Raw genomic sequence first — 18357 nt, 5'->3', positions numbered from 1 at the left:
AATATCAACCGCCCATTGCGGCGGCGGAGCTAAATTAGCACGCACCGTAGGGAATAACTAAACCTTAGCTCAACACAATGTGGAGACACGCCTGGTTACAGTTCAGCATTGAACTCCCGTTTAGTGAAGCCTTGATGAAATAGCGCCATTCAATACAGCCAAGGATTTCATCATGTCACAGCTCAGCTACCCACTCGCCTCCGCCCGGCCCCTTAACGGCTGGCAACTGATGACGGCGCTGATCAATGGCGAAAAGGCGCCAAGCAACGCCTGGAAAAAGCCCGCGTTTCGCCTGAAGTTTCTCGGCCGTTCGCTGCTCAACTGGCGCACCACCAGCGGCCTGCTCAGCACCCTGGCCAGCAACCCGCTGCTGGAGGAGATCCTGAGCGCGCAGCCGAACCTGCCGTGCAAACTGCATCGCCCGTACCTGGCGGCCAACATGAGCAAGATAGAATGCCTGTTCGCCCTGCGCGATCATTACGATCTCATCGCGCAGCGCATGCCGCTGAAGATGCGCCTCGGCCACCTCGGCCCGCAGCCTTTCGTGCTGGCCCGCGCGATGGGCAAAAACGGAGCGCCGATCGCGCTGGAACTGGCGGCGATCGACAAGCTGAATAAGGAAGGGGAAGCCACGCTGCTGCTGCGCAACGCCAACGGCGTGATGCTGGCGGAGATCACCTTTGCGCTGATGCATTATCAGCAGCAGCCGACGCTGTTCATCGGCGGCCTGCAGGGCGCAAACCATGAGGTGCCGCACGCCGAGATCCAGCACACCACCAAAGAGTGCCACGGCCTGTTCCCCAAACGGCTGGTGCTGGAAGGCATCTGCACGCTGGCGCGGCACCTCGGCATCCGCCAGATCGTGGCGGTCGGCAACGCCACCCATATCTATCAAAATTGGCGTTACCAGAGTAAGAAGAAGGACCAACTGCACGCCGATTACGATCAGTTCTGGCTGTCGATGGGCGCCAAACCGCTCGACAGCGGCTATTTCCTGCTGCCCGAGCGCATCGCCCGCAAGCCGATCGAAGAGGTTGCCAGCAAGAAGCGCGCCGAGTATCGCCGCCGCTATCAGCTGCTGGACGAGCTGGAACAGGGATTGGCGGCGCATTTCTGCGCCCGATAACACCCGGTGGGCCGTCAGTCCGCCCGGCCGCGCGCCAGCCAGATCACCCGTGAGAACATTTTCTTCAGCAGCGGCGGCACCGAGTCCGTGCCCCATTCGCCGGCCTGCATCGCGACCTCGATCGCCAGATCCGGCTTCGACGAGTGGTGGACCGCTTTCAGGATCACCTTGCGCACCGGCATTTGCGCGTTGATCGGCACCGACGCCATCCGGTGATAGACCGGGCCGAACCCTTCGCGGAACATGAAGTGTTCCATATCCGGCGCCGGCAGCGCGGTCAGCCGATCGCGTTCGTTGTCTTCATGATTGTCCAGCAGGCTGCGCACGGTATTGGCGTACTTTTTGCCCGCCTCGTCGCCGTCCACCAGCGCATGCCACTCGATGCCCATGCGGCGGGCGAAGCGCAGCAGCGGCTTCAGGCCGCACTGGGCGAACTCGATGACCCGCACCCCTTCCGCCTCGAAATGGTAGCCGCACTGCCGCGCCAGCTCGTTCAGCAGCCACACTTCGGTCTCGCCCTCCACCAGCAGCCAGCAGCGGGCGAACAGCGACGACGGCCGGTTGAAACGGATGTGAAACGCGATGCGCCGCCCGTCTTCGGCGCTCAGCCCGCGCGGCCCGAGACGGTAGGTCGCGACCCGCCCCGATTCGCGCACCAGCCGGCAGACGTGCTCCACCGGCACCAGCGACACCAGTTCGCTGGAGTTGGTGGTGGTGATGCGCTGCAGCGGCAGCTGATTGAGCAGCCCCCAGGCCACCGACAGCATAATCGGGTGCAGGCGAGTTTCCGGGTCTTCCACCAGCAGCAGCGGCCGTGCATGCGCATCCAGCTTAACGTCGCCCTTGGCCTGCAGCAGGGTGGAAAACATCCCCAGCAGGATCAGGCGCATGCTGCGGCTGTTCGGCTCGGCCACCATACGGTTGATGCCGTCCAGCGCACGCCAGGCATCCTGCTCCGGTTCGCCGCCGCGGCGGCGCGGCCGCGTCACCTGCGAACTTTGCTCAGCGAAGTAGTGCTCCAGCAGTTGCTGCATGGCCGCCAGCCCCTGACGCAGTTCGCCGTTGGTCAGCTTCTGCGGATTGCGCACCAGCTCGCGCGTCAGCTGATCCAACTGCTGCGCCAGCGCCTGGGTATCGGGTTTGCGTTCATCGCCGAGGCTGCTGGGGCGCAGGCGACGAATAAAGCGCGCGTCGCGCAGGCGCAATACCGGATGAATGCGGATGATGGCGTGGGCCAGCTGTTCGATATGGTGCAGTTGAAAGGCGTTGCCGTCGGCGTCGAGAAAACCGCGCCAGGTGCACACCGTGCCGTCGTCGGCCAGCTCGCCTTCGCAGCGGTAATGAATGCGGCTCAGACCATCTTCGCCCTTGACCCACAGCGGCGTCAGGTGGCGATAGCGCGGCAGGTGCGCATGGCCGATGTCTTTTTCGCAGAAGGTGAACACCACCTGCAGGTGGCGCTCTTTGGCCGCCTCTTCTCCGGGGGGGAAATGAAAGTCGTGCGCCTCAAACCGATACAGCTTCTGCTCCGGCGCCAGCAGCAGCGTCAGCGCATCCAGCAGGCTGGATTTACCCCAGGCGTTTTCGCCGAGCAACAGCGTGTTGTCGTCCAGCATCAGGGACAGCCGGTTAATGCCGCGAAAACCTACAATTTCGATACGCTCCAAGAACATCCGCCGCCTCCCGTGCGCGCCGTCGCCTCGTCAATGAGGCAACCTTCACAGAGCATGGTCAAAAAACCCCTTGCAGGTCAAGCGGCCAACGTCAAATCTGCCGCTTTACTCCGGCCGGGCTTTTGGTTAGCGTGTGCTCCTCGCCGCCGTTCGGCGCGCGTCAAAACTCAAGGACACAAGCTGCACCATGTACTCAGGACTGTTGATTATTCTGTTACCACTGATTGTCGGTTACCTCATTCCCTTACGCCATCGCCCGCTGCTGGTGCTGATCAACCGGCTGCTGAGCTGGATGGTGTACGTGATCCTGTTTTTCATGGGTATCAGCCTGGCGTTCATGGAAGATCTCAGCAGCAACCTGGTGCTGATCTTCCAATACAGCGCGGTGTTCTTCTTCTGCATTCTCTGCGCCAATCTGCTGTTGCTGGCGCTGCTGGAGCGGCGCATGCCGTGGCGCAGCAGCCATAAACAGGAAAAGCTGCCTTCGCGCATGCACATGGCGCTGGAGTCGCTCAAGCTGTGCGGCGTGGTGCTCGGCGGCTTCCTGCTCGGCCTGACGCAGTGGCAATGGCTGCAGTTCGCCCATAAAGGCAGCGAATATGCGCTGATCTTCCTGCTGTTGCTGGTCGGTATTCAGCTGCGCAACAGCGGCATGACGCTGCGCCAGATCGTGCTCAACCGCCGCGGCACGCTGGTGGCGTTGGTGGTGACCGTCGCGTCGCTGGCCGGCGGCGCGCTGGCGGCGCAGCTGCTGGGGCTGCCGGTCAAGGCCGGGCTGGCGATGGCCTCCGGCTTCGGCTGGTATTCGCTGTCGGGTATTCTGATCACCGACGCCTACGGCCCGGTGATGGGCAGCGCCGCGTTCTTCAACGATCTGGCGCGCGAGCTGGTGGCGATCATGCTGATCCCGACGCTGGTGCGCCGCAGCCGCTCCACCGCCCTCGGCCTGTGCGGCGCCACCTCGATGGACTTCACCCTGCCGGTGCTGCAGCGCAGCGGCGGGCTGGACATGGTGCCCCCCGCCATCGTGCACGGCTTCCTGCTGAGCCTGCTGGCGCCGGTGCTGATCGCCCTGTTCTCCTGATCCTCTCCCCTGGGGGCCGCCCGGCCCCCAAAGCGTAATAATTCCCATCCGCACGGCAAAATTGCGCTAAATCAAACTTGCCCGCAGTAGTCGCACAAAAGCCTTTTGCAACCCCGATCGCCGATCTATGCTTTTAAACAAGCATTACAAATGCAACTTTAAAAATAAAAGGAAGCGACTATGTTCTGTGTGCAATGTGAACAAACCATCCGTACCCCGGCAGGCAACGGCTGCGCGTATGCTCAGGGCATGTGCGGCAAGACGGCGGAAACCTCCGATCTGCAGGATCTGCTGGTGGCGGCGCTACAGGGCCTCTCCGCCTGGGCGCTGCAGGCGCGTTCGCTGGGCATCGTCGATCACGAGATCGACAGCTTCGCCCCGCGCGCCTTCTTCTCCACCCTGACCAACGTCAACTTCGACTCCCAGCGCATCATCGGCTACGCGCGCGAAACCCTGCTGCTGCGCGATTCGCTGGCTGCCCGTTGCCGGCTGCTGGATGCCGGCGTGCGCGTCGATCACCCGATGGCGGCGCTGCAGCTGGCCGGTGACGATATGCCTGCGCTGCTGCAACAGGCGGCGCAGTTTGCCCTCAACGGCGACAAGGCCGAGGTCGGCGACGACGTCCACGGTTTGCGCATGCTGTGCCTGTACGGCCTGAAAGGCGCCGCGGCCTATATGGAACACGCGCACGTGCTCGGTCAGTTCGACGAGCAGCTCTATGCCGACTACCACGCCTTTATGGCCTGGCTCGGCACCCGACCGCGCGACGTCGACACCCTGCTGAACAACGCCATGGGCATCGGCAAGATGAACTTCAACGTGATGGCGATCCTCGATCGCGGCGAAACCCAGGCCTACGGCGATCCACAGCCCAGCGCGGTCAACGTGCGCCCGGTGGCCGGGAAAGCCATTCTGATCTCCGGCCACGATCTGAAAGATCTGCGCATGCTGCTCGAACAAACCGAAGGGCAAAACGTCAACGTCTACACTCACGGTGAAATGCTGCCGGCGCACGGCTATCCGGAACTGAAAAAATTCAAGCATCTGGTGGGCAACTACGGCAGCGGCTGGCAGAACCAGCAGACGGAGTTCGCCAAATTCCCCGGCCCGATCGTGATGACCTCCAACTGCATCATCGATCCGAACGTCGGCAACTACGGCGATCGCATCTGGACCCGCAGCATCGTCGGCTGGCCGGGCGTCAACCATCTGGAGGGCGACGACTTCGGCGCCGTGATCCGCCAGGCGCAGGGCATGAACGGCTTCCCTTATACCGAGATCGAGCACCTGATCACCGTCGGCTTCGGCCGCCAGACGCTGCTGAACGCCGCCGACACGGTGATCGATCTGGTGTCGCAGAAAAAACTGCGCCACGTCTTCCTGGTCGGCGGCTGCGACGGCAGCCGCGACGAGCGCAGCTACTTCACCGACTTCGCCCGCAGCGTGCCGCAAGACTGCCTGATCATGACGCTGGCCTGCGGCAAGTACCGTTTCAACAAGCTGGACTTCGGCACCCTGGAAGGGCTGCCGCGCCTGCTGGACGTCGGCCAGTGCAACGACGCCTATTCCGCCATTATGCTGGCGGTCAAGCTGGCGGATACGCTCGGCTGCAGCGTCAACGAGCTGCCGCTCAGCCTGGTGCTGTCGTGGTTTGAACAGAAGGCTATCGTCATTTTGTTGACGCTGCTGTCGCTGGGGGTGAAAAACATCGTCACCGGCCCGACCGCGCCGGGCTTCCTGACCGACAACCTGATGGCGATCCTCAACGAGAAATTCGGCCTGCGTCCGATCACCACCGTCGAGCAGGATATCAACGCGCTGCTCGCCTGATGCCATTACGTTATGGGGCCGCCTGCGCCGGCCCCTTTGCTTTTTGAGGTGCCCCGATGACTCAACCCACTCCGCTTTGCCCGAACCGCATGCAGGTACATTCCATCCAGCGCGAAACCGCCGACGTCTGGACGCTGAACCTGATATGCGACGTTTTCTACCCTTATCAGGCGGGCCAGTTTGCGCTGGTCAGCATCCGCAACAGCGAGGAGACGCTGCGCGCCTATACGCTCTCTTCCTCGCCCGGCCAGAGCCGCTTTCTCAGCGTCAGCGTGCGCTGCCTGCCGGACGGCGTCGGATCGCGTTGGCTGACGCAAGAGGTCAAGCCCGGCAACACGCTGTGGCTGTCCGACGCGCAGGGCGAGTTCAGCTGCGAGCGCCACCCGGCCGATCGTTATCTGATGCTGGCCGCCGGCTGCGGCGTGACGCCGATCGTCTCGATGTGCCGCTGGCTGACCGCCAACCGTCCGGCCTGCGATATCGCCGTGATCTTTAACGTGCGCACCCCCGCCGACACGATTTTCGCCGATCAATGGCGCGCGCTGTGCGCCGCCCATCCGCAGCTGCGCCTGACGCTGATGGCCGAGCGGGATCTGCAACCCGGCTACCTCAGCGGCCGCATCGATGAGCAGACGCTGCGGCAGGCGGCGCCGGATATCGCCGAACGCACGGTGATGACCTGCGGCCCTGCGCCCTACATGGACCACGTGGAGCAGCTGTGCCGTCGGCTCGGCGTGCCGGCCGAGCGTTTCCATAAAGAGCAGTTCCACACGCCGGCGGCGCAGGCCGATGCCACTGAAGGGCTGACGCTGCGCGCCGCCCGCCCGCTGCGCGAATTCCGCGTGCCGGTCGGCAGCACGCTGCTGGCGGCGATGGAGGCCAATGCCCTGCCGGTCAACGCCGCCTGCCGCGCCGGGGTGTGCGGCTCGTGCAAAACCCGCATCCTCGAGGGCGACTACACCACCACCAGCACCATGACGCTGAGCGCAGAAGAGGTAGCTCAGGGCTACGTGCTGGCCTGCAGTTGCCAGCTGCGGGGCGACGTCACGCTGGCGTGATCCCTTGGCCCCATCGCCGCGATGGGGCATTTATCGGCAAGTTCCCCCCTCCCCGCCCGGTTACACTTTCCCCCGTCCTACGCTCTTTACTCTTCCTGACCGCATCTCGTCCACCGCCGGTAAGCTATGCTTGCAGTTGTTCTGCTGCCGCTCACCGGATCGAGTACACATCGTTTTTCAAACCATGTTTGGGGGAACCATGAAGCAAACCGTAGCCACACTGATCGCCAAAACGCTGGATCAAGCCGGCGTAAAACGCATTTGGGGCGTGACCGGCGATTCGCTCAACGGCCTGAGCGACAGCCTGCACCGCATGGGCACCATCGAATGGCTGGGCACCCGCCATGAAGAGGTGGCCGCCTTCGCCGCCGGCGCCGAAGCCCAGCTCACCGGCCAGTTGGCGGTGTGCGCCGGTTCCTGCGGCCCCGGCAACCTGCACCTGATCAACGGCCTGTTCGACTGCCACCGCAACCATGTGCCGGTGCTGGCGATCGCCGCGCACATTCCTTCCAGCGAAATCGGCAGCGGCTACTTCCAGGAAACGCATCCCCAGGAGCTGTTCCGCGAATGCAGCCACTATTGCGAGCTGGTTTCCAATCCGGAACAGCTGCCGCGCGTGCTGGAGATCGCCATGCGCAAGGCGATCCTCAACCGCGGCGTCTCGGTGGTGGTCTTGCCGGGCGACGTGGCGCTGCGCATGGCACCGGAAGACGCGACCCTGACCTGGCATACCCCGGCGCTGCCGCTGGTGCAGCCGCCGATGAGCGAGCTGAACAAGCTGGCGGAAACGCTGAACAAGGCGAAAAACATCACCCTGATGTGCGGCAGCGGCTGCGCCGGCGCGCACGATGAGGTGGTCAAGCTGGCCGAGCTGCTGCAGGCGCCGGTGGTGCACGCGCTGCGCGGCAAAGAGCATATCGAATGGGATAACCCTTACAGCGTCGGCATGACCGGGCTGATCGGCTTCTCCTCCGGCTACCACGCGATGATGAACGCCGACACGCTGGTGCTGCTCGGCACCCAGTTCCCCTACCGCGCGTTCTACCCCACCAACGCCAACATCATTCAGATCGACATCAACCCCGGCAGCATCGGCGCGCACTGCCCGGTCAACATGGCGCTGGTGGGCGATATCCACACCACCCTCGCCGCCCTGCTGCCGCAGCTGGAGCCCAAGCGCGACCGGGCGTTCCTCGACAAGGCGCTGGAGCATTACCGCAACGCGCGCAAGGATCTCGACGGGCTGGCGACCGCCAACGACGACCAACCGATCCACCCGCAGTATCTGGCGCAGCAGCTCAGCCGGTACGCCAGCGACGACGCCATCTTCACCTGCGACGTCGGCACGCCGACGGTGTGGGCCGCCCGCTACGTGAAAATGAACGGCAAGCGCCGCCTGCTCGGTTCGTTCAACCACGGTTCGATGGCCAACGCCATGCCGCAGGCGATCGGCGCCCAGGCCACCGCGCCGGATAAACAGGTGATCGCCATGTGCGGCGACGGCGGCTTCACCATGCTGATGGGGGATTTCCTGTCGCTGGCGCAGCTCAAGCTGCCGGTGAAAATCGTGGTGTTCAACAACAGCGTGCTGGGGTTCGTGGCGATGGAGATGAAGGCCGGCGGCTACCTGACCGACGGCACCGATCTGCATAACCCGGACTTCGCGGCGATCGCCAACGCCGCCGGCATCAAGGGCATCCGCGTGGAAAAAGCCTCGGAGCTGGACGTCGCGCTGCAGGAGATGTTGGCGCACCCCGGCCCGGCGCTGCTGGACGTGGTCACCGCCAAGCAAGAGCTGGCGATGCCGCCGCAGATCAAGTTCGAACAGGCGAAAGGCTTCAGCCTGTACATGCTGCGCGCCATCATCAACGGCCGCGGCGACGAAGTGGTCGAGCTGGCGAAAACCAACTGGCTGCGCTAAGCAAGCTGCCCCCCGGTGAAATAAGGGTATATGATGCCATGTACCCTTTTCCTCTCCCTTACATTCCAGGAACCCTATGCTTATCGATCTACGCAGCGACACCGTCACCCGCCCCAGCGCCGCCATGCGCCAGGCGATGGCTCAGGCAGAGGTCGGCGACGACGTCTACGGCGATGACCCGACGGTCAACGCGCTGGAGGCCGAGGCGGTGCGCCTGTCGGGCAAAGAGGCGGCGCTGTTTTTGCCCAGCGGCACCCAGGCCAACCTGGTGGCGCTGCTGAGCCACTGCCAGCGCGGCGACGAGTATCTGGTCGGCCAACAGGCGCACAACTATAAATACGAGGCCGGCGGCGCAGCGGTGCTGGGCAGCATCCAGCCGCAGCCGATCGAGGCCGACGCGGACGGCACGCTGCCGCTGGACAAGCTCGCCGCCGCCATCAAACCCGACGATATCCACTTCGCCCGCACCCGGCTGCTGAGCCTGGAAAACACCATCGGCGGCCGAGTCCTGCCGCAGGCCTACCTGCAGCAGGCGTGGCAGTTTACCCGCGAGCGGCAGCTGGCGCTGCATATCGACGGCGCGCGCATCTTCAACGCCGCCGTGGCGCTGAACCTGCCGCTGAAAGAGATCGTGCAATACTGCGACACCTTCACCATTTGCCTGTCGAAAGGGCTGGGCGCGCCGGTCGGGTCGCTGCTGTGCGGCAGCGAGGCCTTCATTCAGCGCGCGCTGCGCTGGCGCAAGATGACCGGCGGCGGGCTGCGTCAGGCCGGCATCCTGGCGGCGGCCGGCCTCTACGCGCTGGAGCATAACGTCGCGCGGCTGCGCGAAGACCATGACAACGCGGTCTGGCTGGAGCAACAGCTGCGGCAGATCGGCGTGGAGGTTGCCGAACCCGGCGCACAGACCAACGTGCTGTACCTGCGCCAATCGCCGGCGCTGGCGGCCAAATTCGGCCCGTGGATGCGCGAACGCGGCGTGCTGATCAGCAGCGACCCGCTGACGCGCATTCTGACCCACCTCGACGTCAGCCGTCAGGATCTGCAGCGGGTGGTCGAGCTGTGGCGGGAGTTCCTCCAGCAGCACGCCTGATTTCCCCTCCCCGGCGCGCCGGGGAGCCCTTCACCGCCCGCCGATGGCCTCGACAAAGCGGCGGGTGATCTGCTGCGGGCGCGTAATGGCGCCGCCCACCACCACCGCATGCGCCCCCAGCGCCAGGCAGCGCGCGGCCATCGCCGGCGTTTCGACATTGCCCTCGGCGATGACCGGCACCGGCAGCGCCGCCAGCACCGCACGCAGAAAGCCGAAATCGTCCTCCGCCAGTCGGGCGCCCCGGCTTTCGGCGGTATAGCCGTGCAGCGTGGTGCCCACGCAGTCGAACCCCAACCTGGCAGCCTCTTGCGCTTCTTCCACGGTGGCGATGTCCGCCATCAACAGCAGCCGGGGATACCTGGCGCGGATCGCGGCAACCAGCGCCGCCAGCTGCAGCTCCCCTGGCCGCCGGTGGCCGGTAGCGTCCAGCGCAATCATCTGCGGCGCCGCGGTCATCAGCTCATCGATTTCACGCAGGGTCGGCGTGATATAGACATCGCTGCCGGCATAATCCCGTTTGATAATGCCAATCACCGGCAGCGCCACCGTGCGCAGGATGGCTTTAACGTCTTCGACGCCGTTGGCGCGGATCGCCGCCGCACCGCCTTGCTCGGCCGCCAGCGCCATGCGCGCCATGATAAAATCGCTGTGCAGCGGCTCGTCGTCCAGCGCCTGGCAAGACACCACCAGCCGGCCCTTAATCTGCTGCAAAATGGAAAGCGTCATAAATCCAACAACTCCTCGACTTCGTTTTTAATAATGGTCACGTGCGGGCCATAGATCACCTGAACGCCGTTGCCGCGAACGATCACTGCCCGCGCGCCGCTGGCCTTCAGCCCGCTTTCGTCCAGCAACCGGCTCTGTTTTACCGTCACGCGCAGCCGCGTGGCGCAACAATCCAGTTCGACGATATTCTCTTTGCCGCCCAGCGCCGCCAGCACCTGCTGCGAGCGTTCGGTGCCGGTCGTTACCGCTTCCGGCGCGGTTTCCACCTCGCGCCCCGGCGTTTTGAAATTGAAGCGCAGGATCAGGAAACGGAACGTGAAGTAGTACAGGAAGAACCAGGGCACCCCGACCAGCGGCACATACATCCAGTGGGTTTTCGCTTCGCCCTGCAACACGCCGAACAGCATGAAATCGATAAAACCGCCGGAGAACGTCTGGCCGATGGTGATATGCAGAATGTGCGCGATCGTGAACGCCAGGCCGTCGAACAGCGCGTGCACCACGTACAGCGCCGGCGCGATGAACAGGAACGAGAATTCGATAGGTTCGGTGATGCCGGTCAGGAAAGAGGTCAGCGCCGCCGACAGCAGCAGCCCGCCGACGCGTTTGCGGTTCTCCGGGCGCGCGCTTTGGTACATCGCCAGGCAGGCGCCGACCAGGCCGAACATCATGGTGATAAAGCGGCCGGACATGAAGCGCGCCGTGCCGATGTAGAACTGCTGCGTATTCGGGTCGGCCAACTGGGCGAAGAAAATGCGCTGCGTGCCTTCCACCAGCTGTCCGTTGATCACTTCGCTGCCGCCGAGCGCGGTGGTCCAAAACGGCAGGTAGAAGATGTGATGCAGGCCGAACGGCCCGAGCATGCGCAATACGAAGCCGTAGATAAAGGTGCCGAGATAGCCGCTGGCGTCCACCAGCCCGCCCATGCCGAAGATCAGCCGTTGGAAAGGCGGCCACACCACGGTCATCAGGGCGCCGACCGCCATCGCCGCCAGCGAGCTGACGATCGGCACAAAGCGCGATCCGCCGAAAAAGCCCAGGAACGGCGGCAGCGCTATCTTGTTGTAGCGGCCGTGCAGATACCAGGTCACCAGACCGATGACCACCCCGCCGAACACCCCGGTCTCCAGCGTCTGGATCCCGAGAATCGTTCCCTGCCCCACCGCGCCGGCGTTCTGCGCGGCCAGCGTGCCGTTGATTTTCAACAGCGCATTGATGGTGGCGTTCATCACCAGGTAGGCGATCAGCGAGGCCAGCCCCGCCGTGCCCTTGTCGCTTTTGGCCAACCCCACCGCCACGCCGACCGCGAACAGGACCGCCAGGTTGGCGAACACGATGGCGCCGGCGCTGGCCATCACCGTAAATACGCTTTGCAGCCAGCCAACGTCGAGGAAGGGATAAGCCTCGACGGTATTGGGATTGGACAGCGCACCGCCGATCCCCAACAGCAGGCCGGCCGCCGGCAGCACAGCGATCGGCAGCATGAACGATTTGCCGAACAGCTGGGCTTTTTCGAACCAGCCGCCGGAGCGCGACAATTCTGGTGTTGACATAAATTTTTCCCCGCTATCATTTTTATGATGAAAATTTTTACCACATTAAAATTAATTTAATGAAAATTTTATTCATAACGATGATCGGCTTCACAATCCGTCGATTTCGCTGGCGAGCGGCGGCGTCTTTCCGCCACAATAGAAACGGGAATACTCAGAAAGGTAACGTGATGAATACAGGCAACTTGTTATTGCGGCTGCGGCAGGATTTGGCGGGGTACAGCCCCACGCTGCAAAAGCTCGGCAACTATCTTCTTGCGCAGCCCTCCCGCGCCGTTTACCTGACCATCACCGAACTGGCGCGTGAAAGCGCCACCAGCGAAGCCAGCGTCACGCGGCTGTGCCGCCATCTGGGCTGCAAAGGCTATACCGAATTTAAAATGGCGCTGGCCCTCAGCCTGCAACAAAGCCAGCCGGAGGCGACGACGCGGCAAAGCGCGACGGAAAATTTGGTGGAAGAGAGCGTTCAGGCGCTGCGGGATACCGGCGCGCTGTTGGATCCGCAGGCGCTGCAACAGGCGGCGGACAGCCTGCAGCGTTGCGCTTCGGTGCAGATTTACGGCGTCGCCGCCAGCGCCATCATCGGCGATTTCCTGCACTACAAGCTGCTGCGCCTCGGCAAACCGGCGCAGCTGTTCAGCGACATGCACCGGGCGGCGATGAACGCCGCCTCGCTGAGTGAGCGGGATCTGCTGATCGTCATCTCCAGCTCCGGCTCCACCAAGGACGTGCTGCATGCGGTGGCATTGGCCAAAGGGCGCGGCGCACGCGTGATCGCCGTCAGCAACACCCAACGCAGCCCGCTGGCCAAGCTGGCGGATACGCTGCTGGTGGCGGCCAAACCGGAAGGGCCGCTGACCGCCGGCGCCCTGCCGGCCAAGGTCGGCGCCATGCTGCTGGTGGAGTTGATGATCGCCGAACTGGCTCGGCGCGATCCCGCCTACGCTCAGGCGATGCAGGCCACCGCCAGCGCCACCCTGCCGCTGCTGCTGTAATCAGAAGATCCAGCGGCCATAAACCCAGTACCACAGCCCCAGCACCGCCACCAGGTTGAGCGCCACGCTGAGGATGAACCAGGTTTTAAACGGCTGCTTCTGGGTTTTGTGGCGAAACAGCTGCTGTGCCGCCAGTGCGCCCAACCACCCGCCCAGCGCGCCGAACAGCAACAGCGTCGCCTCCGGCACCCGCCGCCACCCCTTGCGCGCCGCCAGCTTATCGCCGCCGTAGATCAGAAACGTCAGCAGGTTAGCCAGCAGCAACCACATCCACACCGGATGCAGCGAGAACAGGCTGGCGACCAGCGCCAGGCCCAGCAGGGCGTAACAAATCACATTGAGCTTCATGGCATCCGGTTTTTCGTTCGATAAAGGGCGCGTAGTGTGAACCTGCGCCACGATGGATGCAACCGGCTTATACCCATACAAAAAGTGCATTTAAACCCTGAATTTGGCATCCTGTCGTTCTGCCAATCCTCTACCGCACAAGGCGGCCCGATGACACCCCAACGCGTACTGGTTCTTGGAGCCAGCGGCTATATAGGCCAGAACCTGATCCCGCACCTGATCGAACAGGGGCACCAGATTACCGCCGCCGCGCGGCGCATCGAGTGGCTGCAGGAGCGGAACTGGCCGCAGGTCAACTGCCTGTATGCCGATCTGTACCGCCCGGAGACCCTGAGCGCGGCGCTGTGGGAGACAGATACGCTTTACTATCTGGTGCACGCTATGGGCGACGGCGACGATTTTATCGAGAAGGAGCGCCAGGCAGCGGAAAACCTGCGCGACGCGCTGCGCAATGCCGGCGTCAAACAGGTGATCTTCCTCGGCGCGCTGCAGCCGAACGACGACAGTTCGCCGCACCTGGCGGCCCGCCGCCTGACCGGCGAGATTTTGCGCCAGAGCGGCGTGCCGGTGACCGAACTGCGCGCCGGCATCATCGTCGGCCCCGGCTCGGCGGCGTTCGAAGTGATGCGCGACATGGTCTATAACCTGCCGGTGCTGACGCCGCCGCGCTGGGTGCGCTCGAAGTCGTCGCCGGTGGCGCTGGAGAACCTGCTGGTTTATCTGGCCGATCTGCTGGCGCACCCGGCGCAGGAGCACCGCATCTTCGACGTTGCCGGGCCGGAGTACCTCAGCTATCAGGATATGTTCCAACGCTTTATCGCCATCAGCGGCAAACGGCGCTGGCTGATCCCGATCCCCTTGCCGACGCGGCTGATTTCGGTGTGGTTCATCAGCCTGATCACCTCGGTGCCGACGCCGATCGCCCGCGCGTTGATCCAGGGGCTGAAGCACGATCTGCCCGCCGACGGCCGGCCGCTGCAGGCGCTGATCCCGCAGCGGCTGCACACCTTCGATCAGGCGGTCGCCACCACGCTGCAGCGCGAACAGGAGGTGGTCGATTCCGCCGACTGGGGCTACGATCCGGCGGCGCGGGCCCGCTGGCGCCCCGGCTACGGTTACTATCCGAAACAGGCCGGTTGTTCGCTGGACACCGCCGCCACCCGCGAGGCCCTATGGCAAACGGTGCAGCAGCTGGGGGGCAAAGAAGGCTATTTCTACGCCAATATTCTGTGGCGGATCCGCGCCCGCATGGACGACATGATCGGCAACGGCGTGGTCTATGGCCGCCCGGCGCGCGCGAGCCTGGCGCTGGGCGACGAGATCGACGGCTGGAAAGTCATCACGCTGAAACCGCTGCGGCAACTGGCGCTGCTGTTCGGCATGAAGGCGCCGGGGCTGGGGCGGCTGAGCTTCACCATTACCGATCACGGCGATCGCCGCACGCTGGACGTGCGCGCCTGGTGGCATCCGGCCGGCTTCAGCGGGCTGCTGTATTGGTTCGCCATGATGCCCGCGCATCTGTTCATTTTCCGCGGCATGGCGAAGCGCATCGCCGAACTTGCCGAGGGCCTGGACCGCCAACGGCGCTGAACGCCGTTCATTTGTCGATCAACCGCACAGTTTGCCGCTGTGCTTCGGGGCTTTCCGATTGCATAGCGCACGAAATCACGGAAGAATGGCATCTTATTTGCTGGGAGCGCCGCAAGCGCCCGCCGGTATTCCGATTTTGGGTGAGAATAGAGTCCGTTATGAAGGTATTGGTCACCGGTGCCACCAGTGGGTTAGGCCGTAACGCCGTTGAATATCTGCGCCGCCAGGGCATCAAAGTGCGCGCCACCGGCCGCAACCAGGCGATGGGCGGCCTGCTGGAAAAAATGGGCGCGGAGTTCATTCATGCCGATCTCACCAATCTGATCTCTTCGCAGGCCAAGGCGATGCTGACGGACGTCGACGTGCTGTGGCACTGCTCCAGCTTCACCTCGCCCTGGGGCACCGAAGAGGCCTTCGAACTGGCCAACGTCCGCGCCACCCGCCGCCTCGGCGAATGGGCGGCGGCCTACGGCGTGGCGCAGTTCATTCACATCTCTTCCCCGGCGATCTATTTCGATTACCACCATCACCGCAACGTGACCGAAGACTTTCGCCCGCAGCGCTACGCCAACGAGTTCGCGCGCAGCAAGGCCGCCGGCGAGCAGGTGATCCAGCAGCTGGCGCTGTCCAATCCGCAGACCCATTTCACCATTCTGCGCCCGCAGGGATTGTTCGGGCCGCACGACAAGGTGATGCTGCCGCGGCTGCTGCAGATGATCAAACGCTACGGCAACCTGCTGCTGCCGCGCGGCGGCGCGGCGATGGTGGACATGACCTACCTGGAGAATGCGGTGCACGCCATGTGGCTGGCGACGCTAAAAGAAGATACGCCGTCCGGCCGCGCCTACAACATCACCAACCAGCAGCCGCGTCCGTTGCGCACCGTGGTGCAGCAGCTGATCGACGATTTGGGCATGAAGTGCCATATCCGCTCCGTCCCCTATCCGATGCTCGACATGATGGCGCGCGGCATGGAGCGCCTCGGCAGCAAAAGCGAAAAGGAGCCGGTGCTGACCCACTACGGCGTCGCCAAACTCAATTTCGACCTCACGCTCGATACCACCCGCGCGCAGCAAGAACTGGGCTATCAGCCGATCGTCTCGCTGGAAGAAGGCATCGCGCGCACCGCCCGCTGGCTGAAAGATCACGGCAAGCTGCACGGCCTGTAATCAACGCGCCGCGCCGTACTTCACCAGCAGTGCATCGACAATCGCTTCACTCTCCGCATCCGGTTCGCCGCGCACATCGTCGGGCCGGAAGTGCATCTGAAACGCCGCCAGCACATTGCGCTGCTGCCGCGCATTCCACGACGGGTCGATCGCGTAGCCGTAACGCGCCAGCTTTTCGAGCAGCGGCGCCATCGCTACCGGCGCATGGCGATCGCGCCCCGCCAGCAAACGCTGCACGTCGCGTTCGTCCGGCCAGGCGCCGATGCCGGCCTGCGCCAGCTGCCGCCAGGGGAACAGCGGGCCGGGATCCTGTTTGCGCTGCGGCGCGATGTCGCTGTGCCCCACCACGTCCTGCGGCTGTATGCCATAGCGTTGGATGATGTCGCGGCTCAGCGGGACCAGCACGGCGATCTGCTCCGCCGTATAGGGCTGCCAGTGGGTGAACAGCATGCTGCGGGTGAAGCCCTTGTTGACGATTTCGATGCCGATCGAGGTGTCGTTGAGGTTGCTGCGGCCGCGCCAGGCGCTGGCGCCGGCATGCCAGGCGCGCATCGCTTCCGGCACCAGGCGGAACACCGTCGGTTTACCGTGTTCGCGCTGCGGATGCGCCGGCAGCAGATAATGCGCGCTGACGTGTTCGTCGGTCAGCGTTTTCAGCGATGAGTGGAAGTCTTCCGCCGTGTAGTGCATCACCAGAAAGCGGATGCGTTGATCCGCGCCCTGCGCCTGATGCAGGGTTTCGAGCTGGTAAGCGCCGCGATCGACGAGCGTGTCCTGCTGCGAACTTTGGCATCCCGCCAGCAGCGCGGCGGCGATGATCCCTGGCCAAATTTTCACTTATCCTCCCTGTGATGTGATGACCTGATATAGCGTTAACGTTAATCAATAATCGCCACGGAAGCCACCGTCGGACAAAGTAAAACGCCCCGGACGCGCCAGGGCGTTGAGGAGTGGGATTAGCGGCTGGCTTTCACCGCGGTGCCGCTGACGGTCACCATCAGCATGCTGCCGTCTTTGCCAACGGTTTCATAATCGATATCGATGCCGACCACCGCGTTGGCGCCCAGCTCTTTCGCCTGATCTTCCAGTTCTTCGAACGCGATCAAGCGCGCCTTGCGCAGCTCTTTCTCATAAGCGCCCGAGCGGCCGCCGACGATATCGCGCACGCCGGCGAAGAAATCACGAAAGATGTTGGCGCCGAGGATCGCTTCGCCGGTGACCACGCCGCAGTATTCGGTGATGGTGAACCCTTCCAGGGTCGGGGTAGTTGAAAGCTGCATCAGAATTCCTTGTTTGATTAATTCAACGTATCTATGACCAGAAGATTAGCGTTATGTTCGCTTAATCAATGGCACGCAGTACGAATGCAAGGCCAAAAAACGCATTTATACTGTAAGCTATCGGTCTTCATGGTAGAGACTTTCACATAAGGTAATAAGATGAAAACAAAAACGATTGCGGCTGTTTTACCCTTAGCGCTGTTGCTGAGTGCCTGTACCACGGTGGAACCGGCATACAAGGATATCGGCACCCGCAGCGGCAGCTGTGTGGAAGGCGGCCCGGATACGGTCGCGCAAAAGTTCTATGACCTGCGCATCCAGCAGGGCGCCGGCCTGCCGGACAGCAACCGCCTGGCGCAGCTGCAGCCTTACCTGAGCAAAGTGCTGTATCAGGATCTGGTCAGCGCCGCCCAGAACCCGGGCAAGCATCGGATCACCGGCGACTTGTTCTCCGGCAATGCGCAGGGGCCAGGCAGCGCGTCCGTCGCCAGCGCCTCGACCATTCCTAACACCGATGCGAAAAACATCCCGCTGCGCGTCGACTTGAGCTACCAAAAAGACGCCAACAGCACCGTGAACTGGCAGGACGAAGTGCTGATGGTGCGCGAAGGCACCTGCTGGGTGGTTGATGATATTCGCTACCTGAATGTTCCAGCGCATGCCACCAACGGCAGCGTGCGCCAGGTGTTGGAAAACCAGTAACCCGCGATCCCCAGGCCGACGTGGGTTTGCCGCGTCGGCCATCCCCGCCTCCCGCCTCCCGCCTGCCGCTCAGATTTCGTCCAATAGAAAAAATTTCGCTACCGATCTCACAGCCTGCACCACAAATCCCCTCCCTCGGCTTGAGTCGCGGTATCTTGTGCTAATCTTTTACTGTCCCGCCGCACACTCATAAATTTTAACGCACAAAG

16 protein-coding genes are annotated in these 18357 nt (G+C 63.4%); 10 read left to right on the top strand and 6 right to left on the bottom strand.

Going from position 1 to position 18357, the window contains the following annotated elements; genetic code table 11:
• Positions 1-172 precede the first annotated feature (172 nt).
• On the top strand, positions 173-1126 hold the full coding sequence (locus tag SSARUM2_RS08340) for a VirK/YbjX family protein (protein WP_033654258.1): 954 nt from the start codon (positions 173-175) through the stop codon (positions 1124-1126).
• A 14-nt stretch (positions 1127-1140) separates the two neighbouring features.
• On the opposite strand, the gene SSARUM2_RS08335 is transcribed toward SSARUM2_RS08340, so the two are convergent.
• Positions 1141-2799, bottom strand: a complete 1659-nt coding sequence (locus tag SSARUM2_RS08335) for an ATP-dependent endonuclease (RefSeq protein ID WP_033637834.1) — start codon at positions 2797-2799, stop codon at positions 1141-1143.
• A 187-nt stretch (positions 2800-2986) separates the two neighbouring features.
• On the opposite strand from SSARUM2_RS08335, the gene SSARUM2_RS08330 reads away from it, so the two are divergent.
• The 5 genes from SSARUM2_RS08330 (at position 2987) to ltaE (ending at position 9785) form a co-directional block, all read left to right on the top strand.
• Positions 2987-3883, top strand: a complete 897-nt coding sequence (locus SSARUM2_RS08330) for a lysine exporter LysO family protein (protein ID WP_033646639.1) — start codon at positions 2987-2989, stop codon at positions 3881-3883.
• Between the two features lie 180 nt (positions 3884-4063).
• The gene (gene hcp / locus SSARUM2_RS08325) at positions 4064-5713 is read left to right on the top strand and encodes a hydroxylamine reductase (protein WP_033646641.1); all 1650 of its coding nucleotides are present in this window, start codon (positions 4064-4066) and stop codon (positions 5711-5713) included.
• A gap of 56 nt (positions 5714-5769) precedes the next feature.
• Positions 5770-6771 (top strand): NADH oxidoreductase, encoded by a 1002-nt coding sequence (gene hcr / locus SSARUM2_RS08320; protein ID WP_033646644.1) that lies wholly within the window; start codon positions 5770-5772, stop codon positions 6769-6771.
• Between the two features lie 199 nt (positions 6772-6970).
• Positions 6971-8692 carry a ubiquinone-dependent pyruvate dehydrogenase gene (poxB, locus tag SSARUM2_RS08315; RefSeq protein WP_039566737.1) on the top strand — a complete coding sequence of 574 codons (1722 nt, stop codon included), beginning with the start codon at positions 6971-6973 and terminating at the stop codon, positions 8690-8692.
• A 76-nt stretch (positions 8693-8768) separates the two neighbouring features.
• Positions 8769-9785, top strand: coding sequence for a low-specificity L-threonine aldolase (gene ltaE, locus SSARUM2_RS08310; protein ID WP_060453034.1), 1017 nt, complete (start codon positions 8769-8771; stop codon positions 9783-9785).
• Positions 9786-9815: 30 nt separating this feature from the next.
• On the opposite strand, the gene SSARUM2_RS08305 is transcribed toward ltaE, so the two are convergent.
• Positions 9816-10511: an N-acetylmannosamine-6-phosphate 2-epimerase gene (locus SSARUM2_RS08305; protein WP_039566740.1), complete on the bottom strand. Its 696-nt coding sequence runs from the start codon at positions 10509-10511 to the stop codon at positions 9816-9818.
• On the bottom strand, positions 10508-12064 hold the full coding sequence (locus SSARUM2_RS08300; protein ID WP_060453035.1) for a PTS transporter subunit EIIC: 1557 nt from the start codon (positions 12062-12064) through the stop codon (positions 10508-10510). Before SSARUM2_RS08300 ends, SSARUM2_RS08305 begins: the two co-directional genes overlap by 4 nt.
• A gap of 167 nt (positions 12065-12231) precedes the next feature.
• Between SSARUM2_RS08300 and SSARUM2_RS08295 the strand changes: the two genes are divergently transcribed.
• Positions 12232-13059: a MurR/RpiR family transcriptional regulator gene (locus tag SSARUM2_RS08295; RefSeq protein WP_043147107.1), complete on the top strand. Its 828-nt coding sequence runs from the start codon at positions 12232-12234 to the stop codon at positions 13057-13059.
• Here the strand turns inward: SSARUM2_RS08295 and SSARUM2_RS08290 are convergent, their stop codons facing one another.
• A complete protein-coding gene (locus tag SSARUM2_RS08290) occupies positions 13060-13407 on the bottom strand; it encodes a DUF1294 domain-containing protein (protein ID WP_033654657.1) in 348 nt (115 codons plus the stop codon).
• A gap of 150 nt (positions 13408-13557) precedes the next feature.
• Between SSARUM2_RS08290 and SSARUM2_RS08285 the strand changes: the two genes are divergently transcribed.
• Both SSARUM2_RS08285 and SSARUM2_RS08280 read left to right on the top strand, forming a co-directional pair.
• The gene (locus SSARUM2_RS08285) at positions 13558-14997 is read left to right on the top strand and encodes a DUF2867 domain-containing protein (protein ID WP_060453036.1); all 1440 of its coding nucleotides are present in this window, start codon (positions 13558-13560) and stop codon (positions 14995-14997) included.
• A gap of 158 nt (positions 14998-15155) precedes the next feature.
• On the top strand, positions 15156-16166 hold the full coding sequence (locus tag SSARUM2_RS08280) for an NAD(P)-dependent oxidoreductase (RefSeq protein WP_033646660.1): 1011 nt from the start codon (positions 15156-15158) through the stop codon (positions 16164-16166).
• On the opposite strand, the gene SSARUM2_RS08275 is transcribed toward SSARUM2_RS08280, so the two are convergent.
• Together SSARUM2_RS08275 and SSARUM2_RS08270 are read right to left on the bottom strand one after the other, a co-directional pair.
• Positions 16167-17003: an N-acetylmuramoyl-L-alanine amidase gene (locus tag SSARUM2_RS08275; RefSeq protein WP_033654648.1), complete on the bottom strand. Its 837-nt coding sequence runs from the start codon at positions 17001-17003 to the stop codon at positions 16167-16169.
• A 119-nt stretch (positions 17004-17122) separates the two neighbouring features.
• Positions 17123-17446 carry a heavy metal-binding domain-containing protein gene (locus tag SSARUM2_RS08270; protein WP_033637822.1) on the bottom strand — a complete coding sequence of 108 codons (324 nt, stop codon included), beginning with the start codon at positions 17444-17446 and terminating at the stop codon, positions 17123-17125.
• 159 nt (positions 17447-17605) lie between these two features.
• Between SSARUM2_RS08270 and SSARUM2_RS08265 the strand changes: the two genes are divergently transcribed.
• Positions 17606-18148, top strand: coding sequence for a lipoprotein (locus SSARUM2_RS08265; RefSeq protein WP_033637821.1), 543 nt, complete (start codon positions 17606-17608; stop codon positions 18146-18148).
• The last annotated feature ends 209 nt before the right edge of the window (positions 18149-18357 follow it).

It is taken from the genome of Serratia sp. K-E0102, assembly GCF_029962625.1.
GTDB classification, from domain to species: domain Bacteria; phylum Pseudomonadota; class Gammaproteobacteria; order Enterobacterales; family Enterobacteriaceae; genus Serratia; species Serratia sarumanii.
This window is presented reverse-complemented; position numbering and strand designations above follow the sequence as displayed.

Bases quoted from the DNA above. Each gene is read 5' to 3' on its own strand.
- SSARUM2_RS08335 (WP_033637834.1), bottom strand. From the start codon at position 2,799: ATGTTCTTGGAGCGTATCGAAATTGTAGGTTTTCGCGGCATTAACCGG.
- SSARUM2_RS08290 (WP_033654657.1), bottom strand. From the start codon at position 13,407: ATGAAGCTCAATGTGATTTGTTACGCCCTGCTGGGCCTGGCGCTGGTC.
- SSARUM2_RS08300 (WP_060453035.1), bottom strand. From the start codon at position 12,064: ATGTCAACACCAGAATTGTCGCGCTCCGGCGGCTGGTTCGAAAAAGCC.
- SSARUM2_RS08285 (WP_060453036.1), top strand. From the start codon at position 13,558: ATGACACCCCAACGCGTACTGGTTCTTGGAGCCAGCGGCTATATAGGC.
- SSARUM2_RS08270 (WP_033637822.1), bottom strand. From the start codon at position 17,446: ATGCAGCTTTCAACTACCCCGACCCTGGAAGGGTTCACCATCACCGAA.
- SSARUM2_RS08305 (WP_039566740.1), bottom strand. From the start codon at position 10,511: ATGACGCTTTCCATTTTGCAGCAGATTAAGGGCCGGCTGGTGGTGTCT.
- SSARUM2_RS08280 (WP_033646660.1), top strand. From the start codon at position 15,156: ATGAAGGTATTGGTCACCGGTGCCACCAGTGGGTTAGGCCGTAACGCC.
- hcr (WP_033646644.1), top strand. From the start codon at position 5,770: ATGACTCAACCCACTCCGCTTTGCCCGAACCGCATGCAGGTACATTCC.
- poxB (WP_039566737.1), top strand. From the start codon at position 6,971: ATGAAGCAAACCGTAGCCACACTGATCGCCAAAACGCTGGATCAAGCC.
- hcp (WP_033646641.1), top strand. From the start codon at position 4,064: ATGTTCTGTGTGCAATGTGAACAAACCATCCGTACCCCGGCAGGCAAC.
- ltaE (WP_060453034.1), top strand. From the start codon at position 8,769: ATGCTTATCGATCTACGCAGCGACACCGTCACCCGCCCCAGCGCCGCC.
- SSARUM2_RS08330 (WP_033646639.1), top strand. From the start codon at position 2,987: ATGTACTCAGGACTGTTGATTATTCTGTTACCACTGATTGTCGGTTAC.
- SSARUM2_RS08265 (WP_033637821.1), top strand. From the start codon at position 17,606: ATGAAAACAAAAACGATTGCGGCTGTTTTACCCTTAGCGCTGTTGCTG.
- SSARUM2_RS08340 (WP_033654258.1), top strand. From the start codon at position 173: ATGTCACAGCTCAGCTACCCACTCGCCTCCGCCCGGCCCCTTAACGGC.